Origin of the sequence: Janthinobacterium lividum (assembly GCF_011601275.1) — a bacterium.
GTDB classification, from domain to species: domain Bacteria; phylum Pseudomonadota; class Gammaproteobacteria; order Burkholderiales; family Burkholderiaceae_D; genus Janthinobacterium; species Janthinobacterium lividum_E.
Window position 1 is genome coordinate 30,089 of the sequence record NZ_JAAOLY010000019.1, and the last position, 20,465, is coordinate 50,553.

11 protein-coding genes are annotated in these 20,465 nt (G+C 60.9%); 6 read left to right on the plus strand and 5 right to left on the minus strand.

Annotated elements, in window-relative coordinates; genetic code table 11:
• Positions 1-180 precede the first annotated feature (180 nt).
• Positions 181-2,868, minus strand: coding sequence for a TonB-dependent receptor (locus GYK42_RS24070; RefSeq protein WP_240943780.1), 2,688 nt, complete (start codon positions 2,866-2,868; stop codon positions 181-183).
• 165 nt (positions 2,869-3,033) lie between these two features.
• Between GYK42_RS24070 and GYK42_RS24075 the strand changes: the two genes are divergently transcribed.
• Positions 3,034-3,279: a hypothetical protein gene (locus GYK42_RS24075; protein ID WP_166449550.1), complete on the plus strand. Its 246-nt coding sequence runs from the start codon at positions 3,034-3,036 to the stop codon at positions 3,277-3,279.
• Between the two features lie 1,130 nt (positions 3,280-4,409).
• A complete protein-coding gene (locus GYK42_RS24080; RefSeq protein ID WP_166449551.1) occupies positions 4,410-7,190 on the plus strand; it encodes a TonB-dependent receptor in 2,781 nt (926 codons plus the stop codon).
• A 94-nt stretch (positions 7,191-7,284) separates the two neighbouring features.
• On the opposite strand, the gene GYK42_RS24085 is transcribed toward GYK42_RS24080, so the two are convergent.
• Complete coding sequence (locus GYK42_RS24085) at positions 7,285-8,010, minus strand: 16S rRNA (uracil(1498)-N(3))-methyltransferase (protein WP_166449552.1); 726 nt, start codon at positions 8,008-8,010, stop codon at positions 7,285-7,287.
• 187 nt (positions 8,011-8,197) lie between these two features.
• Between GYK42_RS24085 and tkt the strand changes: the two genes are divergently transcribed.
• A complete protein-coding gene (gene tkt, locus GYK42_RS24090; RefSeq protein ID WP_166449553.1) occupies positions 8,198-10,195 on the plus strand; it encodes a transketolase in 1,998 nt (665 codons plus the stop codon).
• A gap of 76 nt (positions 10,196-10,271) precedes the next feature.
• Positions 10,272-11,282, plus strand: a complete 1,011-nt coding sequence (gene gap, locus GYK42_RS24095; RefSeq protein WP_046685413.1) for a type I glyceraldehyde-3-phosphate dehydrogenase — start codon at positions 10,272-10,274, stop codon at positions 11,280-11,282.
• Positions 11,283-11,340: 58 nt separating this feature from the next.
• On the opposite strand, the gene GYK42_RS24100 is transcribed toward gap, so the two are convergent.
• The 3 genes from GYK42_RS24100 to glnE all read right to left on the minus strand — a co-directional run bounded on the left by GYK42_RS24100 (position 11,341) and on the right by glnE (position 15,211).
• Entirely contained in the window at positions 11,341-11,529 is a 189-nt protein-coding gene (locus tag GYK42_RS24100) for a hypothetical protein (protein WP_133994032.1), read from the minus strand.
• Between the two features lie 138 nt (positions 11,530-11,667).
• Positions 11,668-12,444, minus strand: a complete 777-nt coding sequence (locus GYK42_RS24105) for a YoaK family protein (protein ID WP_166449554.1) — start codon at positions 12,442-12,444, stop codon at positions 11,668-11,670.
• A gap of 13 nt (positions 12,445-12,457) precedes the next feature.
• Positions 12,458-15,211: a bifunctional [glutamate--ammonia ligase]-adenylyl-L-tyrosine phosphorylase/[glutamate--ammonia-ligase] adenylyltransferase gene (gene glnE / locus GYK42_RS24110; protein ID WP_240943781.1), complete on the minus strand. Its 2,754-nt coding sequence runs from the start codon at positions 15,209-15,211 to the stop codon at positions 12,458-12,460.
• Between the two features lie 259 nt (positions 15,212-15,470).
• On the opposite strand from glnE, the gene GYK42_RS24115 reads away from it, so the two are divergent.
• Positions 15,471-19,631, plus strand: coding sequence for a YhdP family protein (locus GYK42_RS24115; protein WP_346768160.1), 4,161 nt, complete (start codon positions 15,471-15,473; stop codon positions 19,629-19,631).
• Positions 19,632-19,661: 30 nt separating this feature from the next.
• Positions 19,662-20,462, plus strand: a complete 801-nt coding sequence (locus GYK42_RS24120) for a carbon-nitrogen hydrolase family protein (RefSeq protein WP_082127856.1) — start codon at positions 19,662-19,664, stop codon at positions 20,460-20,462.
• The last annotated feature ends 3 nt before the right edge of the window (positions 20,463-20,465 follow it).

The window sequence follows — 20,465 nt, forward strand, 5'->3', positions numbered from 1 at the left end:
GTGCCGCGTGAGGGCATCAAGGCGCTATTTTACCCGCATGTCCAGCTGCGGGCCATCTGCAGCGTATTGGCGAGGGAGAGGGGGCGCTGCGGGAAAGAGGCGTTGAAAAGAAAAAATCCGGCGGCCAATGCATGGCCGCCGGATTTTCTTGCTAACTAGCTGTTATTTCTTGCCTGGCGATTAGAACGTGTAGCGGCCGCCCAGCGTGAAGTAACGGCCCACTGCGCCCGCTTGGTGCAGCGATGGGTTGTAGTTGATGCGGCCGTAGGTTTGCACGTCCAGTGGTGCCATCTTGTCGAACAGGTTGGTGATCGACGCGGTAAGTTCCCATTGTTTCGTGACGCTCCACTTGGCAAACAGATCCGTGGTGGTGAACGAAGCGATACGGCAGTTTTTGTACGGCACGTCGTTGGCATCGACGTCTAGGCAATCGCCGTTGACATCGTTCTTGTTGCTGATGCTGCTGACGTAGTTCATGTTGGCCGTGACGTTGACCGGACCTTGATCCCAGCCCAGGGTCAGGCGGACTTTGGTCTTCGGCGTACCGCCGTTACCGGACAGGTTGACGTCACCGTGGGTGCCGGCAAATTCCAGTACCGTGCCATCGGCGTTGGTACGGGTGAACTCTTTCATGTACGTGACCGTCACGCCCGAGTTGAAGCGGCCGTATTCGCCGGCGTTGTACTTGCCGCGCAGATCCAGATCGATACCCGAGGTCTTGGTCTTGCCTGCGTTCAGGTAAGGCGCTTTGACCATCAGGATAGGACCAGCCAGGCCTGGGAAGTTGCTCGTAGGTTCGCCACGAACGATTTCCGCATCTGGGTAGCCAGCTGGATTGGCGACCACTGCGCCAGGATCGGAGCCGTTGATTTCGCCATCGCGTACGATTTTCCACCAGTCGATCGACAGGCTGATGTTCTTGATCGGCTCAAGCACCATGCCCAGGCTGTAGCTCTTCGATGTTTCCGGCTTGATGTTCTTGTTGCCGATGGTGATCGCGCCAACTTGTTGCGACGAGCAATCGATAGGCAATTTCGTCACGGCGCAACGCACTGGATCGCTGGCGATGCTGGTGAACGCCGCCACGGCGCTGTTGCCGTTTTCCGCTGCGCTAGGTGCGCGGAAACCTTCCGCATACGTACCGCGGAAAGCCACGGCCGATGCTGGCGTGAACTTGAAGCCGACTTTTGGCGTGGTCGAGCGGCCATAGTCCGAATAATCATCGCTGCGCAGCGCGAATTGCAGTTCCAGCTCTTTCATGACCGGCGCGGCGAGCTCGGCGTACAGAGCCTTGACGTTGCGCGAACCTTGCGAAGCGGAATAGCCCAGGCCAACGATATCGTTGATGTCGGTGTATGGCGTCGACTGGCTGTTCGTTTCTTCCTTGCGGTATTCGGCGCCCAGCGCGAGGCCCATCATGCCGCCTGGCAATTGGAACAGTTCGCGCGAAGCCTTGAAGTCCAGCGAGGTGCTCTTCGTTGTGCCCGAGTTGCTCAGCGTAGGCGATACCAGTGCCAGTACTTCAGGGGTGTTGATCACGCCCTTGCCGATGCGGAAGGTGCCGTTGTTCAGCGCCGTGCGCAGGGCGCTGGTACGGTAGTAGCCCGTTTGCGTACGGTCGGTTTTGCTTTCTGCGTACATCAGGCCGGTATCGTAATCCCAGTTGGCATACGTACCCTTGACGCCGGCCAGGACACGGGTGACGGTCGTTTCGAGGTTCGACACGCGTGGACGCGATTCATCGACCCAGCGCGGACGGGCGGCGACGCCCAGGATGTTGTCCGGGTGGTTCGCCGGCATCAGCAGCTGATCCGGACCGGTGCCGGTGTTGTTGACGCGGGCATTGACCAGGTCAAAGCCGGCGCCGGTCAGGCCGGACGGGGTGGTGTAGGTGTCGGCCTTTGACTTGAAGATACCCACTTCCGTGTAGCCTTGCGCATTCGCGCCCAGCGCCAGGGTGCCGCGCATGAACAGGTTGACGTTTTCGGTCTTTGGCTGGATGGTCGCGAACTGGATCGGATCCCACAGGCAGCCGCCGCGCGAGTTGTCGTTCGAGCCGCCGCCGGTCGGATCGAGGTTGATCGGGTCGCACGAACCTGGCAAGTTGGTTACATTGCCGAGCGTTGGCGAGATTGGACGCAGGGTGCCCAGGAATGAGCTGCCGCCGCCGTTGCCTGCGGTGGTCTGGCCAGCGCGCTGGTCGCGGCCACCCCATGGGCGCGCATCGGCCTGGCCGATCCACTTGTCGCGGCTGGTTTGCTTGATTTCGCCCGATTTTTTCGCATCGATGGTGGCGAAGACGTTGAATTTGTCGGTGTCCATGTCGCCGAAGCCGATGGCGCCGGAGATGCTGGTGACGGTGCCGTCGCCGTGGCCGCTCTGGCCGACGTTGGCGGAAATGGTCTTGCCGACATAGTTCTGGCGCAAGATGATGTTGACCACGCCGGCGATCGCGTCGGAACCATAAATGGCGGAAGCGCCGTCTTTCAGGATATCGATGCGGTCCACGGCGTCGAGGGGAATCGAGTTCAAGTCGACGAAGCTGCGCTGGCCGTCATCGCCGAAGCCGTATGGCGCCGTGCGGCGGCCATTGATCAGCACGAGGGTCGAGCTGACGCTCAAGCCGCGCAGCGAAACGCCCGAGGCGCTACCGGCGAAACCGTTGGTGAAGGAGCCGCTGATACTGCCGTTGTTGTCGGCGGAAATGCTGCGCACGACGTCGGCGATCGATGCCTTACCGGTTTGCTCGATATCCTTGCGGGTCAGCGTTTGAATGACCGAAATGGTTTCGGCTTCCGCGCGCTTGATGCTCGAACCGGTCACTTCGACCTTCTGAATGTTTTCGCCAGTGGTTTGTGCGTTGGCCATGTGCATGCCGAACGCAATGCTGCCGATAAACATCAAACGTATAGAACGCGATAATCCTGTTTCCACCATCATTGCAAAACTCCTCACTTATGAATATACGGCTTGAGATTGCCTTGTATTGGCAACGCCGGCCGTATATGTATCTATTATTTTATCGATCGTCTCATGGACGGTGTCTTTGAAACGTTTGAGTATTCAAAATTTCAAGACGTTAATGAAACCATCGCAGCTACTTGGCTGTCAATTTTTATAGTGGAAATGCATATGAAAAAACAACACCAGGCACAGTTTGGTATCTCCATTTTGCTGCAGTGCAGCGTCGCGCATGGCCTGAAGACCGCATGCTTGCAGGCTTGCCGGGCAGGTGCAGATGTATGGTATGGCGGCAAAAGCGTTGTTTTTTTGTACTAAGTCGGAGAACGATAGACGTAAGCGCCATCATGGTGCAATATTAGGTTTCTGCATCAAAGGAGTGCAACGCCGTACCATATTGGTGCTTGATCACCGATTGCTTGGGCGTTTTATTCATTTCCATATTTGAAAAGATAATAGCGGCTCCGCCATTTCATGAGTGCGCGGATTATATTTGTTTGTTTTATTATATTGTTCGCGATGTTTTCACAATAAAAACAATGCAGTGATATTCCGCATTGCGACGCGACTGTTATTATCGGCGCCGAATTGCGGCGCACGGTAATTCGCCGTGTAATGACAGAGTATTGTGGCGCTGCGCCGCCCCCATGGACAGGCCGATGGCGCCGGCGGCCAGGGCCGTTTCTTCAGCCTGGGTGGCATGCGCGTTCTATTCTATATAGCAAGGCGGACCTGGCGGCAGCAACGCCGCTCCGTTCAACGAAAGGGCAGGATGACTTTTCAGTCATCCTGCTTTTTTTTGCCCTTATTTCTCCATCGGCTATCTCAACAGCATGCCGGGCAATCTTCCTGTCCAGTGTCCGGCAAGGTGGCTGGAAAGCGGCGCGCCTTGCTTCCTGTATCTTCCTGCACCCGCATGCGGCGGGCAGCCGATTTAACAATTCAAGCTGCGCGCACTGATATTTGACGGGAAACTTGGCGAGTGCAGTATTTCATTCCGATAGTTTCCATGTTGTCCGACAAAAATATTGTTTTATATCAATGTATTTATATTTTTGCAATTTTTCTTGAGAAGTGTGAATGTGCAAGACGCTGCGCGGAAAGAGCGTTTTTCAGTATGTTTTCATTGGAGAAATGACCGTAGTCGACAGGCCTCGAAGCGGCTGGAATGACCTTGTTGCGGCGGGCCTGTGTTGTCCGCTCGGAGCGCAACAAATAGCTGAAAAAATGAAAATATTGCTAAATTCCAATGTGAAAAAACAACAGAAAAAAAATATTTGACTGTTTTTTATTCAATCCATTAAGGATTAGGCAATGTTAATTGACAATACTTTTTCCGTTACAGATACTGACTTGTGTCAAAAATTTTGATACAAAAAAGTGCCACATGAGCCACTGTGATCCAGTTGCCTGGTGTTCATTAAAATTACAAATTGAGATTGCTAAACATGATGCTGAGTAAACCAAAATTAAGCCCTATCAGTAAGGCGGTGTTTTTTGCTTTGAGCGCCATTGCTGCCTCCGCCCATGCACAAAACACGGGAGATGCCGCGGAGCCGGTCATGCAACGTGTTGAAGTGACTGGTTCGAACATCAAGCGTCTGGATACCGAGACCGCCTCGCCGGTGACCGTATTGCGCCGCGATGAAATCAAGGCGACAGGCGCCAATACCGTGCGCCAGATTCTCGATACGCTGACCTCGTTCGACACGGGCGCGATCAAGGATGACGGCAACTCCAACAGCTTTGCGCGCGGTGCGTCCGGCGCATCGATGCGTGGCCTGGGCACCGGCGCCACCCTGGTACTGGTGAATGGCCGCCGCGTGTCCAATTATCCGTTCGCCGATGGCGCCAAGGATACTTTCGTCAACCTCGATTCCATTCCGGCCGACGTGATCGAGCGCGTCGAGGTGCTCAAGGACGGCGCTTCCGCGATCTACGGTTCCGATGCGCTGGCTGGCGTAATCAACATCATCACCCGCAAGAGCTTCCAGGGCGTCAGCACCAGCGCCAACTATCAGCAGGGCATCGACCCTAACATCGGCAAGCAAACGACGGTTGGCCTGTTGGCTGGTTACGGCGATCTGGAAAAAGACCGCTACAACGTGTTCTTCAACGTCGAAGGTTACAAGCGCGAGGGCTACAAACTCAGCAAGGTGCTGCGCGAGTATCCCGCCTGGCACAAAAAACATGTATCTACCGCTTTCGGCGATCCCAGCCTGACTTCGTTCCCGGGCAACTTGAACGAAAGCGGCCGCAAGGTACGCCAAGCTGTGAAAGGTTGTAGCACTTTCAATGCTGCCGGCCTGTGTGTGAGCGACTTGAACGGCATTAACCCGTCGTCGGATGGCGCTGAACGCGTCAATCTGTACAGCGCCTTGCACTTCAAGCTCAGCGACACCACGCGCGGTTTCGCGGAAGTGTCGTATTCGGAAACCCGCACCAATTACTCGCCGCTGCCATTCGGCATGGCTGCCGGTTCGCCATGGACCTGGTTCGACGGTAATGTGAAGAAATCGCAAACCGTGCAGAAACCTAAATTGCCGGCCAATTCCGCCTACAATCCGTATAACTTCCCGGTTGGCCTCGACTATCGTTTCATGGATTCCAACATGGATTGGACTTCGCCGGCCAAAGCGACGCAGTACCGTGTCATGGCCGGCCTGGAAGGCACGATCGGCGCCTATGACTGGGAAGCCACCATCGGGCGTACGGGGGGCGAAGGTACCTTGCGCAGCCGTGGCGCCCACCGTGACCGCCTGCCCGCCGCGATCGTCAGCGGCGAGTACAAGTTAGGTGGTGGCAACAGTGATGAGTTGTTGAACCGCATGTTCCCAGTCGCAGGCACCGATTCCCACCTGTCGACCAACTTCATCGACGCCAAGCTGTCTGGCGACCTGATGCCTCTGCCTGGCGGTCAATTGGCGTTTGCTTTTGGCGCCGAGTTGCGTCAAGAAAAGATGTACATCAAGTCGGTCGATGCCGTGATGAATGCCGAGATCATCAATACAGGTTCCCTGTGGATCGATGGCCAGCGCAATCTGAGCGCCGCATTTCTGGAGCTGAACGCGCCCGTATTGAAAGGCCTGGAGTTGAACGGCGCGCTGCGTCTGGACAAGGCGCCAGGCTTTTCGGCCCACTTGTCGCCTAAATTTGCTGCGCGCTGGACGGTAACGCCGAAGCTGATGTTGCGCGGTACGATAGCCGGTGGATTCCGCGCTCCGAATATCCCGGAATCGTTGGGTAAAGTGGGCGTGACAGGTTTCTACAACAGCCAGCTCGATCCAAAACGTTGCGCAACCGCAACCGCAATCCGCGATATCCTGAAAAAAGGCACTGCCAGCGACGTTTCCGATTCGTCTACGGCCTATAACTCGGGTTGCCTGACTTCGGTTCCGGTCATGATTTCATCGAGTTCGACCTTGAAACCGGAAACTTCGCGCAGTCTGACATTGGGCTTCGTGGCGGAACCGATCAAGAACGTCAGCGTCGCTGTCGACTACTTCAAGATCGAACGCCGGGACGAGATCGCCACGCGCGACGTAGCGTACGTGCTGGCCCGTGAAGATGTGCCTGGCTATGCTGAAAAACTGGCGCGCAATCCGATCAGCGACACCGATCGCCGTCTGGCAGCACGTGCCAACGAACTGTCGCCAGGCGCGAACATCGCCTGGGGTACTGGTACCATTCAATCGCTGTTCCTGGGCTATGAAAACTTCGGCAAGACCGAGACGCAGGGCGTGGACATCGATGTGAACGGCCGCTTTTCGGCTGGCGAGTATGGTACCGTGACGATGGGTCTGGCGACCACGGTCAACCTGAAGCTGCGTTACTGGGACATTGACGCCAACCAGTACCGTCCAAACACCGTCGGCTTGCGTGGCACCCCGCGTGTCGTGTCGGTATTTAGCACGGCATGGCGCAAAGGTCCGGTCACGGCTGGTGTGCGCGTCAACTATACGTCGGGAACGGCACTGAACAACGACGAGACGGATCAGGATACCTGGAATGAAGCCGGTTGCCGCGCTGCATTGAAAGGCGATAACCTGCCATGCCGCGTGGGTAGCGATGTGCGCACCGATCTGAACTTCGCATACACGGGCTTCAAAAACCTGCGTTTGCTGGCGAATATCAACAACGTCTTCGATGAACAGCGCCCAATCAACGTGCGTGACGGCTACACGTTGCGTCCACGCACCCTGAAAGTGGGCGCCGAGTACACGTTCTAATTAGACAGGCTGGACAGCGCCGGCACGGGCTGTCCGTAGCATGTTGCATCACTGGCGCAATGCGGGAAACCGCGCTGCGCTTTTTTTATGCCATTTACATGCCGCCCCACAATGCACTCAGCGTGACCAGCGCCGTCAGGCCCGCCGTTTCCGTGCGCAAAATGCGCGGCCCCATGGACAGGCCGATGGCGCCGGCGGCCAGGGCAGCCTTTTCTTCCGCCTCCGAAAACCCCCCTTCCGGCCCCACCATCACGGTGATCGCTTGCGGCGGCTGGTGACGCGCCCAGTCGGCCAGCGACTGTTGCGCGCGCGGCGTCAAAATGATGCGTTTATGCAAATCTTGCTGGCCGCTCCAGCTATTGAAGTCTTGCAGCGGAGCCAACTGGGCCAGACGGTTGCGCCCGCATTGTTCCGAGGCGGACACGATAATGCCTTGCCAATGCATGAGTTTTTTCTCGGCCCGCTCGGCGGACAGGCGCACGACGCAGCGCTGCGCCGACAGCGGCACGATGCCGGCCGCGCCCAGTTCGATGGCTTTTTCGATGATCCAGTCCATTTTGGATGCTTCCGGCAACGCCTGCGCCAGGGTCACGGCGTACGGCAACTCGGCCTCGCGCGCCACATGCGCCTGGATCTCCGCCGTCACGCTGCGCTTGGCCACCGCCACCAGGCTCGCCTGCGCTTCGCCGCCTTCGCCATTGAACAGGGTGATGACGTCGCCCGGCGCCAGGCGCACGACCTGGATATGGTGGGCGACAGCCTCCGGCAGCGAGACGGTGGCGCCGGCGACGAGCGGCTGGGGGCAATAAAAACGCGGCATGCAAATCCTCAACGGGGGGTAAGTGGGGTGGAAAGACGTCAAAGTATAGCCATTTGGCGGGCCAGTACGCCGCAATTCTAATTTGCGGCCCCCCAGTCTGGTAAAATAGTTGACTACAGAAAGCAGCCGGCTTCCCTGTCCGCGCTGTTGCAAACGAATCCCAAACTCGCGACTGACCCACACCATCATGACAACTACGCTCCCGACTACCAAAATGGCCAATGCGATCCGCGCACTGGCAATGGACGCTGTACAAAAGGCCAACTCCGGCCATCCAGGCATGCCGATGGGCATGGCCGAGATCGCAGTTGCCCTGTGGAGTGGTCACTATCGCCACAATCCCGCGAACCCGAAATGGCAGAACCGCGACCGTTTCCTGTTGTCGAACGGCCACGGCTCGATGCTGCACTACGCGCTGCTGCACCTGACCGGTTACGACCTGTCGATGGACGACATCAAGGCCTTCCGCCAGATGCATTCGAAAACCCCGGGCCACCCGGAAGTCGATATCACGCCAGGCGTGGAAACGACCACCGGCCCGCTGGGCCAGGGCATTGCCAACGCCGTCGGCATGGCCCTGTCGGAGCAATTGCTGGCCGCTGAATTCAACAAGCCCGGCCACGACGTCGTCAACCACTACACCTACGCTTTCGTCGGCGACGGCTGCCTGATGGAAGGCATTTCGCACGAGGTGTGCGCGCTGGCCGGCACCCTGGGCCTGAATAAACTGATCGCCCTGTACGATGACAACGGCATTTCCATCGACGGCAAGGTCGAAGGCTGGTTCACGGACGACACCCCGGCCCGCTTCGAAGCATACGGCTGGAACGTCATCCGCGCCGTCGACGGCCACGATGTTGCCGCCGTGGCCGCCGCCATCGCCGCCGCCAAGACCGCCAGTAAGCCGACCCTGATCTGCTGCAAGACCATCATCGGCAAGGGTTCGCCGAACCTGCAAGGCGGCGACAAGGTTCACGGCGCCGCGCTGGGCGACAAGGAAATTGCCGCCGTGCGCGAATACATCGGCTGGGATGCCGCTCCATTCGAAATGCCGGCCGACGTGTACGCGGCATGGGATGCGAAAGAGCAGGGCGCCCTGCTGGAAAAAGACTGGAACGAGCGCTTTGCCGCCTACAACCGCGAATTCCCGCAGCAAGCCGCTGAACTGACCCGTCGCATGCAAGGCGACCTGCCACAGGCATTCGAAGCGGCCCTGTCGGCTGCCATCGCTTCCTGCGTCGAGAAGAAAGAAAACATCGCTACCCGCAAGGCCAGCCAGAACGCCATCCAGGCGCTGGCTTCGTCCCTGCCGGAATTCCTCGGCGGCTCGGCCGACCTGACCGGTTCGAACCTGACCAACTGGAAAGAGTGCGTGGCCGTGCGTTCTGGTCAGCCTGGCAACCATATCAACTACGGCGTGCGCGAATTCGGCATGAGCGCCATCATGAACGGCATCACCCTGCACGGCGGCTATATCCCGTTCGGCGCCACGTTCCTGACGTTCTCCGACTACAGCCGCAATGCGCTGCGCATGGCTGCCCTGATGAAACTGCGTTCGATCTTTGTGTTTACCCACGATTCGATCGGCCTGGGCGAAGACGGCCCGACGCACCAATCGGTCGAGCACGTCTCGTCGATGCGCTTGATCCCGAACCTGGACAACTGGCGTCCATGCGACACCGTCGAGTCGGCTGCTGCCTGGGGCGCCGCCGTGCGCCGCAAGGATGGTCCGTCGACCCTGATCTTCTCGCGCCAGAACCTGCCGTACCAGGAACGTAGCGCCGAACAGATCCAGAACATCTACCGCGGCGGCTATGTGCTGAACGACGTGCTTGAGCCCAAGGCGATCCTGATCGCCACCGGTTCCGAAGTGGAACTGGCTGTCGCCGCCGCCAGCGCGCTGGCCGCCGAAGGCATCGCCGTGCGCGTGGTGTCGATGCCGTCGACCGACGTGTACGACCGCCAGGACGCCGCCTACAAGGCCAGCGTGCTGACGAAAGGCGTGCCGCGCGTGGCCATCGAAGCGGGCGTGACCAGCTTCTGGTACAAATACGTGGGCCTGGAAGGCGCCGTGGTCGGTATCGACACGTTCGGCGAATCGGCTCCTGCTGGCGTGCTGTTCAAGCACTTCGGTTTCACGGTCGAGAACGTCGTCGCCAAGGTGAAAGCCGTTATCGCCGGCTAATATTGATTTTTAACGGTCCTGGCGATGTGTTCGCCGGGAGCGTGCATGTACCTTCTTTTTTAATCAGGAGCAGAGTATGACGATCAAAGTTGCAATCAATGGCTACGGCCGCATCGGCCGTAATGTGTTGCGCGCTTTCTACGAAGGCGGCAAAAAACAGGATATCCAGATCGTTGCCATCAATGACCTGGGCGATGCCAAATCGAACGCCCACCTGACCCGCTACGACACCGCGCACGGCAAGTTCCCGGGCACGGTCACCGTCGAAGGCGACAACATGATCGTCAATGGCGATCCGATCCGCGTATTCGCACAGCGCAATCCTGCTGAAATCCCATGGGGCGAGCTGGGCGTGGACGTCGTGCTGGAATGCACGGGCTTCTTCACCACCAAAGAGAAGGCTTCGGCTCACTTGAAGGGCGGCGCGAAAAAAGTCATCATCTCGGCACCAGGCGGCAAGGACGTCGATGCGACCGTCGTGTTCGGCGTGAACCACTCGGTACTGAAATCGACGGACACCGTCATCTCGAACGCTTCGTGCACCACCAACTGCCTGGCACCGCTGGTCAAGCCGCTGAACGACGCCATCGGCATCGAAACGGGCCTGATGACCACCGTGCACGCCTACACCAACGACCAGGTATTGTCCGACGTGATGCATGAAGACCTGCGCCGCGCCCGTTCGGCCACCATGAGCATGATCCCGACCAAGACGGGCGCCGCTGCCGCCGTGGGCCTGGTGCTGCCTGAGCTGAATGGCAAACTGGACGGCTTCGCCATCCGCGTGCCGACCATCAACGTGTCGCTGGTCGACCTGTCGTTCATCGCCAAGCGCGACACGACCGTGGAAGAAGTCAATGCCCTGATGAAGTCCGCTTCGGAAGGCGCCCTGGAAGGCATCCTGACGTACCAGACCGAACCGCTGGTCTCGATCGACTTCAACCACAACCCGGCTTCGTCGAACTTCGATTCGACCCTGACCAAAGTGTCGGGCCGCCTGGTGAAAGTATCGTCGTGGTACGACAACGAGTGGGGTTTCTCGAACCGCATGCTCGACACCACCGTTGCACTGATGTCGGCGAAGTAATTTCTGGCTAGCATACAAAAAAACGCCCTTCGGGGCGTTTTTTTCGTCTGATGCCAGCTTATTCCTTGGGTTCGCACTGGTTGCGCCACTGCTCGCACGACGCCTCGACACCTTGGTAGCACATGTTGAGGATGTAATCGCAATTTTCCGACGGAATCCACGCGCGCACGGCGGCCGTGCTGGAGAACGAGGCGGCGGCGCCCACGGCGATGGCAAAGACAAACAGGGCTTTTTTAATGGAAATCATTTTTCTCGCTTTCACAATTGGACAACGGTTGGGTGTCAAATCAAAAGGCCGCCACGGCAGGCATGATGAACCGGCCAGGCGCAGAAAAATCTTAGCATTAAAATCAGTATTTTATTGCTATAAAGAAAAATATTCCTGCTAACGCCAGGCGTGCAGGCGGCGCCGATAAAAACGCCACAGAAGGCGCAAGTCGCGCAGCACGGGCACGCCCGACAGCAGAGTCAGCACGCCGGCGAGCAGGATGGTGGCGGCGGGAAAGCCGATGTGCTTGAAGGCCAGGGCGCCGCTGACGCCGCCGATGAAGAAGCAGGCGATCAGCAGGCTATGCGTTCTCAGCTTGCCGCGGTTCACTTTGACCATCCGGTCGGGCAGGTGGCGCCGGTTGTAATACGCCATCTTGCCCAGTTCGATGCCGATGTCGGTGGACAGGCCCGTCACGTGCGTGGTGCGGATGACGGCGCCCGAAATCTTGGTGATGATGGCGTTCTGCAAACCCATCACAAAGCACAGCAACAAGATGGTGACGGGGCCCAGCACGTCGGGCATGGCGGCCAGGTAATTGCCCGTCAAGCCGAACATCAGCAGTAGCGCCGCTTCCAGCAGCAGGCTGGCGGCAAACTGGCTGTGCAGGCGCCGCCGCTTGCCCCAGTTCACCATGATGGCCGTGACGGCCGCGCCGCTGACAAAAGCCAGCCACGCGCCCAGCGCGGCCAGGGCCACCGTGATATTGCCCAGCGCCAGGTCGTCCGCCATGCCCGAGACGATGCCCGTCATGTGCGAGGTATAGCCGCCGATGGCGAGGAATCCGCCCGCATTCACTGCGCCGGCCACCAGCGCCAGCACGCAGCCCAGCTGCAGATTGGCTTGCGTATCGCGCGCCGATCCGCTCAGGCGCGACAGGTAATGGAGCGGCATGCCCGGGGTGGCCTCAGACCGTGGCGCCGAAGATGGCTTGCCACAGGCGCATCACGTTGTCCGCATGCGCGCGCACCCGTTCCGGTTCCACGCGGGCCAGGTCTTGGCCCTGCAGGCGCAGCTGGTGCTGCAGCTTGCGCAGCGCGCGGTAGGCGTCGGCGACCAGGGCGGCCAGCTGCGCATCGATCAGACCCAGTTCGCCGCACAGGCGCAGCAGGGCGATATTGCCCGAATTGGCCGTCAGCTGCGGATACTGCGCCGCATGCTGGAGCACCAGGTATTGCACCATGAATTCGATGTCGATCATGCCGCCCGGGTCCTGCTTCAAATCGAAGCTGCCGGGGCGGGGTGGGTGCGCATCGAGCATCTTCTTGCGCATGGCCACCACTTCGCCCTTGAGCGGGCCGTTTTCCGGGCGTTCCTTGCGCAGGATCGTGTCGCGGATGCGCTCGAAATGCTTGCCGATGGTGGCGTCGCCGGCGCAAAAGCGCGCGCGCGTGAGCGCCTGGTGTTCCCACACCCAGGCCGCGCTGCCCTGGTAGCGCTCGAATGCCTGCACGCTGGAGACCAGCATGCCCGAGGCGCCGTCGGGACGCAGAGCGATGTCGATGTCGAACAAAATGCCGGCCGAAGTATGCGAGGTCATCCAGGTAATGAAGCGCTGCGCCAGCTTGGCGTACAGGCCCGGCGCTTCCTGGTCGTCGTCGTCGAACAGGAAAATGACGTCGAGGTCCGAGACATAACCGAGTTCCTTGCCGCCCAGCTTGCCATACGCGATGACGGCGAATTTCGGCACTTCGCGGTGGCGTGTCGGTAACGTTTGCCAGACGGCTTGCACGGTGGCGGCGACGATGATGTCGGCCAGCTGCGACAGGTAGTCGGCCAGTTTTTCCACGCTCAGGTCGCCCGCCAGGTCTTGCGCCAGGCACTGGAACAGCTGAGCGTGGTGCATTTCGCGCAGGATATCCATCTGCCGTTCCGTGTCGCCGGGCGCGTCGTCGAGCTGGCGCTGCAGGTCCAGGGCCAGCGCGGCCGGGTCCGGCACCGTGTTGCGGATGCGCTCGTCTAACAGTTCGTCGAGCAAAATCGGGTGCTGCGTAAGAAAGGTGGCGGCCCAGCCGCTGGCGCACACCATGCGCACGACGCGTTCGAGCGTATGCGGGTATTCCGTCAGCAGCGACAGATAGGCCGAGCGGCGCGCGATCGCTTCCAGGAAATCGAGCAGACGGCCCAGGGTGGCCAGCTGGCTGGCGTTACCGTTGGACACGGAGCAATCGGTGATCAGGGGCAGGGCGGAATTGACGAGGGCGACGAGGCGCGTGCGGCTCGCCTCGGGCAAGGATTGCAAACGGGGCGCTTGCCACGTGGCCAGCAGGCGGCGCGCGCAGGCGGCCGGCTCATGGAAGCCCAGGGCGGCAAAGCGCGCTTCGATGGCTTCCTGCTGGTCGGACGCGGCGCAGTCGTTCGACGTTTGCGGGTCGATGCCCGTGTCGGCCGGCGGCGTGCCGCTGCTCTTGTCGCTGAACATCTCGTCGAACTGGCCGGCGACAAACACGCGGTGCGCTTCCAGCTGGGCCAGCAGGGTGGACGTGTCGGGTAAACCCATCATCTGCGCCACGGTGAGGCGGTCGGCGTCGTTGGCGGGCAGGGTGTGGGTTTGCGCATCGTCAAGATACTGCAGCCGGTGTTCGAGGTTGCGCAAGAACGTGTAGGAACCGAGCAGCTGTTCCACGATGGCCGGCTCCAATAGCCCCTTGTCCGCCACCGTGCGCAGGGTGGCGCGCGTGGAACGCTCGCGCAGCTCGGCGTCGCGCCCGCCCCGTATCAGCTGAAACACTTGCGCGAGGAATTCGATTTCGCGGATGCCGCCCCGGCCCAGCTTGACGTTGTTGCTGCGGTCCGGATGCAGCCGTTCCTGGCGGTTGACCTCGGCGCGGATCTGGCCGTGCATGGTGCGGATGGCGTCGATGACGCCGAAATCGAGGTAGCGGCGGAAGACAAAGGGGCGCACGATGGCGTCAAGGGACGCAATATCTTCCGGCTTGCCCGTCACGGCGCGCGCCTTGACCCAGGCGTAGCGCTCCCATTCGCGCCCCTGCACGATCAGGTATTGCTCCACCATGCTGAGGCTGGCCGCCAACGGACCCGAATTGCCGTTCGGACGCAAGGCCATGTCCACGCGGAAAGTAAAGCCATCCTGCGTGATCTCGGCCAGGGCGGCGATCAGTTTCTTGCCCATGCGAATGAAAAACTCGTGGTTGGACAGGCTGCGCTGGCCCGGCTGGGTCGCTTGCGTATCGCCATCTTCCGGGTAGACAAAGATCAGGTCGATGTCGGACGAGACATTCAGTTCGCCACCGCCCTGCTTGCCCATCGCCAGCACCATCAAGGCCTGTTCCTCGCCCGATTCCTCGCCGACAGGCATGCCGTGCAAGGCCACCATCTCGGCCATGATGGCGTCCACGTGCGTGCGGATGGCGAAATCGGCAAAGCCCGTCATGGCTGTGACGACTTCGTTCAAGTCCGCCTGGCCGCCTAAATCGCGCGCGATCAGGCCGCAGACGAGCAGGTTGCGCAGGCGGCGCATGGCCCGCTCGGGCGGCAGTGGCGGCGTGGCGGCGTTCGCCTGGGCGGCCAACTCGGCGGCAAAATCGAGCCCGTCCAGCGGCGCGCGCACCAGTTGTGCTACCTGCGCGGCGCGCTCGGGGGCGGCGTCCAGCCAGCGCTGGTAGAAACGGGAGGCGGAAATCAAAGGCTGTGTGCTCATGGTATCGGTAACTGTCTCGTGGATGCTGCGTGCATGTTCTTGTTTAACTTGGCTGCGAACGCCGGGGGATGCGGTAAAATTGTGCCGCCGACCCAATACCGCCGGTAGTGCGTGCTCTTCCGGACGATGGTAAGGGAGGCTTTGCTCAGACGCAAGCGCAAGGATGCAGGTGCGCACCACGAATGCAGACGATTTTTGCCATTATTTGACGCCGGACCAGTTTATTAGCTTATTGATGCAAAAACCGCCAGAAGCAAGCGTGACAGAACATGTGCCATTGGCTCTGCGCTGGCAGCGGCTGCGTGCCGCCTATCGCATGGCCAACCTGGCCACCCACCACGTGTTGGGTTTTACCATCAAACTGGTGATGCTCGCGTATTTCGCCTTCGCCGTGCTGTTTTTATTCCTGCGCTACGCGATCCTGCCGAATATCGACTATTACAAAGGCGATATCGAGCGGGCGGCCAGCCGCGCGCTGGGCAATCCGGTCAGCATCGCGCGTATTTATGCCTCCTGGCATGGCGTGCGGCCCAATCTCTTCCTCGGCGACGTGACCCTGCGCGACCAGGCGGGGCGCCAGGCGCTGAGCTTGCCCAGCATATCGGCCACCGTGTCATGGTGGAGCCTGCTCGGTTCCGTGCGCTTTACAACCCTGGAAATCACGCGGCCGGACCTGGACGTGCGGCGCAGCAAGGATGGCAAGCTGTACGTGGCCGGGGTATTGATCGACAGCACGCAAGGCAGCGATGGCAAGGGCGCCGACTGGCTGCTGTCGCAGCATGACATCATCATTCGCGACGGCAAGGTGCGCTGGACGGACGAGGCACGCGGCACACCCGAGCTGGCTTTATCCCAGGTTAATCTGCTGCTGCGCAACCGCTGGCGCAGCCACCGCCTGGGCTTGCAGGCCATGCCGCCGGCCAGCCTGGCCGCACCCATCGATGTGCGCGCTCACTTCACGCATCCGCCTTTCAGCACGCGCATCTCGGATGTGTCGATGTGGAAAGGCGAGCTGTACGCCGACCTGAAAAACGCCGACCTGGCCGCCTGGCGCCGCTATCTCGATTACCCGTTCGAACTGAGCCAGGGCAAGGGCGCCCTGCGCGCCTGGTTGAGCCTGGATCACGCGCGCCTGGCCGGCTTCACGGCCGACGTGGGCTTGACGGATGTGCAGGCGCAGCTGGGCAAGCATATCGCGCCGCTCGACCTGCTGTCGGTCAGCGGACGCATTTCGGCAAAAGAAGAGCTGTCGGCGCAGGTGCCTGACGGCAAGCCAACCTTTGGTGCGAATGGCCATCAGGTCGAGTTGACGAATTTTGCGGTGGAAACCCGCGATGGCCTCAGCTTGCCGCCCACGACCTTGTCCGAACGCTTTGTTGCCGCCACCAAACGCAAGCCGGCGCGCACGGAAATCACGGCCAAGTCGCTCGATTTGCAAACCCTGGCCGCGCTGGCCGACAAGCTGCCGCTGGGCGAGCAGCAGCGCCAGCGCCTCGACGCCCTGGCGCCGCGCGGGCGCTTGCAGGATTTTGCGGCGCAATGGGAAGGCGAGATGGCGACACCGGCCAGTTACCGTTTGCGCGGCAAGCTCATCGATTTGGGCCTGAATGCGCAGCCGGCGCGCCTGGCCGTGGCGAAGACGGCGACCAGCCCCGCGCAGGCGGCAGCGCCAGCCATTCCCGGCTTCGACCGCCTGACTGGCAGCATCGACGCCAACGACAAGGGCGGCACCATTGCCATCGACGCGCAGGACCTGGTGCTGCAATTGCCGACTTACTTGAGCGAGCCGGCCTTGCCGTTCGAGCAATTTTCCATGCAGGCGCGCTGGACGTTTGAAGCGGCCAATATGCTGCAGGTCGAGGTGGACAAGCTCGACTTCAATCAACAAGGCTTGCGCGTCGCCTTGCAAGGCACGCACCGGCTGCCGCTCGACGGCAAGAACCTGGGCCAGGTCGACCTGACGGGCACGATCGATAATTTCCAGATCAATACCATCGGCCGCTATCTGCCGCTGCAAACGCCCGAGCACCTGCGCCACTGGCTGACGGGCGCGCTGGAAGGCGGCATGGCGCACGACGTCAGTCTGCGCCTGCGCGGCGAACTCGAACATTTCCCGTTCAAGGCCGACACACCGGCCCAGCGCAATCGCGGCGAGTTCCGCGTGGCCGGCAAGATCGAGAACGGCACCTTGAACTATGCGCCCGGCGAATTTTCCGAAAGCGGCCCGCTGGCGGGCAAGGCGCCCCTGTGGCCGCAGGCGGAAAAGATCAAGGGCAGTTTTGTGTTCGAGCGCGCGCGCATGGAAATCCGCGGCGACACGGCCACCACGGGCGGCGTGGCATTGACGAACGTCAAAGCTGTGATTCCCGACCTGACCGTCTTCGACACCTTGCTCGATATCGAGGGCAATGCGGCCGGCCCGATGCAGGAATTTCTCAAGTACGTGACGGCCAGCCCCGTGCTGGGCTGGATCGAGCATTTCACGGATGAAACGACGGCGACGGGCAACGCCAAACTGGCCCTCAAATTGCACTTGCCTATCGAGCGCATGCTCGAGTCGACCGTGCAGGGCAGCTTGCAGCTGGCGGGCAACGACGTGGTGCTGTTCCATGACATGCCGCCCGTGCTGGGCACGCAGGGCAAGATTGAATTCAACGAAAAAGGCGTCAACCTGAATGGCTTGAATGGCAGCCTGCTGGGCGGCCCGCTGGCCATCTCGGGCGGCACGCAGCCGGACAGTTCCATCCAGGTGAAACTGGCCGGCAACATGACCATCGATGGCTTGCGCAAGACGTATCCGGCACCCGTGCTGCAGCGCCTGGCGAAACATTTGAATGGCGGCGCCCGTTACAACGGCCTGATCACGGCGCGCGACCATCAGGTGGTGGTCAATGTGGAGTCGCCGCTGACGGGCCTGGGCCTGGATTTCCCCGCTCCCCTGAAAAAGCCGGCCGGCGACAGCCTGCCCGTGAAATTTACCCTGACGGGCAACGCGGCCAATGGCGCCGGCTTGCGCACGGACGATATCCGCATCGCGCTGGGCTCCGGCATCGCGGCGCGCTACCAGCGCCAGAAGCAGGGCAAGGACGCCTGGCGCCTGGTGCGCGGCGGCATCGGCGTGAACGCGCCGGCGCCGGAACCGGAGAGCGGCATGATGCTCAACGTGAATATGAAAACCCTGGACGTGGATAGCTGGATCGCCGCCGGCAGCGAGATCGCCGGCAGCGCCACGGCGCCCGCCGACAGCGGCGGCGCCGACGACGCGCCCGATATCGCGCAATATGTGGTGCCGGACATGATGGCGGCCCGTGCCAGCGAACTGATGCTGGGCGAGCGCAAGCTGGAAAACGTGGTGGTGGGCGCCACGCATCAAAAGGATGTGTGGCAAGCCAATATCGATGCGAAACAGGTGTCGGGCTATGTGACGTGGCTGGAAACCCCATCCGGTCTGGGCAAGATGACGGCGCGCCTGTCGTCGCTGATCATTCCCGAGTCGGCCGCCAACGACGTGAAGAATTTGCTGGAAGGCAAAAGCGGCGCCCAGTCGATTCCTTCGCTCGATATCGTCGCCGAGCAATTCGAGCTGTTCAACAAGAAGATCGGCCGGTTGGAGTTGCAGGCCTATAACACCATGGCGGCCGGCGGGCGCGAGTGGCGCGTGGGCAAGTTGCAACTGTCGAACCCCGACGGCGCGCTGAGCGGCAGTGGCAAATGGGTCATCAAGGATGGGCAAAGCACGACCAGCCTGCGTTTCGGCCTCGATATCGTCGACGCGGGCAAGCTGCTCGACCGCTTCGGCTTTGCCGACACGGTGCGCCGCGGCAAGGGCCGCCTGAGCGGCGACATCGCCTGGAACGGCTTGCCGTATTCGCTCGATATTCCCACCTTGTCGGGGCAGATCGAGATGAACGTGGAATCGGGCCAGTTCCTCAAGCAGGATCCGGGCGCGGCCAAGCTGCTGGGCGTGCTCAGCCTGCAAGCCTTGCCCCGCTTGCTGAAACTCGATTTCCACGATGTGTTTTCCGAAGGCCTGGCCTTCGACGGCATCACGGCCAACGCCAGCATCAAGCGCGGCGTGGTGACCACCGACAACCTCAAGATGCATGGCGTGGCGGCCACCGTGCTGATGGATGGCACGGCCGATATCGCCAATGAAACGACGAATTTGCACGTGGTGGTAATTCCGGAATTTAACCTGGGCACGGGGCCGCTCGTGTACGCGCTGGCCGTCAATCCCGTCATCGGCCTGGGCAGTTTCCTGGCGCAATTGTTCCTGCGCGCCCCCGTGATGAAAGCGCTCACCTATCACATGCAGATCGCCGGCCCGTGGAAATCGCCCGTCGTGACCAAGCTCGATGGTGGTAAATTGGAACCTGTCGCCGTGCCTGCCGCCGCAGCCGTGGAGGCCGTGGCGAAATAGGCGAGGCGTTCGAATGGATAAGAGGTGGCAATGATGCATACAGTCGCAGCAGTACAAATGATTTCCTCGCCCTCCGTGGAAGACAATCTGGCCACGGCGCGGCGCCTGGTGGCGCAGGCCGCCGCCGGTGGCGCGCAGCTGGTGGTGCTGCCCGAATACTGGGCCATCATGGGCAAGCAGGAAACGGACAAGCTGGCCCATGCGGAACAGCCCGGCAGCGGACCGATCCAGGACGGCATGGCGCAGATGGCGCGCCAGCACGGCATCTGGCTGATTGGCGGCACCTTGCCCCTGATTTCCGGTGAGGAGGGCAAGGTCCTCAATACAACGCTGGTGTACGACCCCCAAGGCGAGCCGGCCGGCCGCTACGACAAGATCCACCTGTTCGGTTTTACGCGCGGCGCCGAGTCGTACAACGAATCGCGCACCATCGTGCCCGGCGCGCAGGTGCGTTCGATCGAGACGCCGTTCGGCCGCGTCGGCCTGTCCATCTGCTATGACCTGCGCTTTCCCGAACTGTACCGCGCCATGGGCGATTGCGCGCTGATCGTCGTGCCGGCCGCGTTTACCCATACGACGGGCAGCGCCCATTGGGAAGTGCTGCTGCGCGCGCGCGCCATCGAAAACCAGTGCTATGTGCTGGCCTCGGCGCAGGGCGGCCTGCATCCGAACGGCCGGCGCACCTGGGGCCACAGCATGCTGATTGACCCGTGGGGCGAAGTGATCGCCGTGCTGCCCGAAGGCGAGGGCGTGGTCAGCGGCGAGATCGACCTGGTGTTTTTGGCCGGCGTGCGAGAGTCCTTGCCGGCCCTGACGCACCGCACCATGTAAATT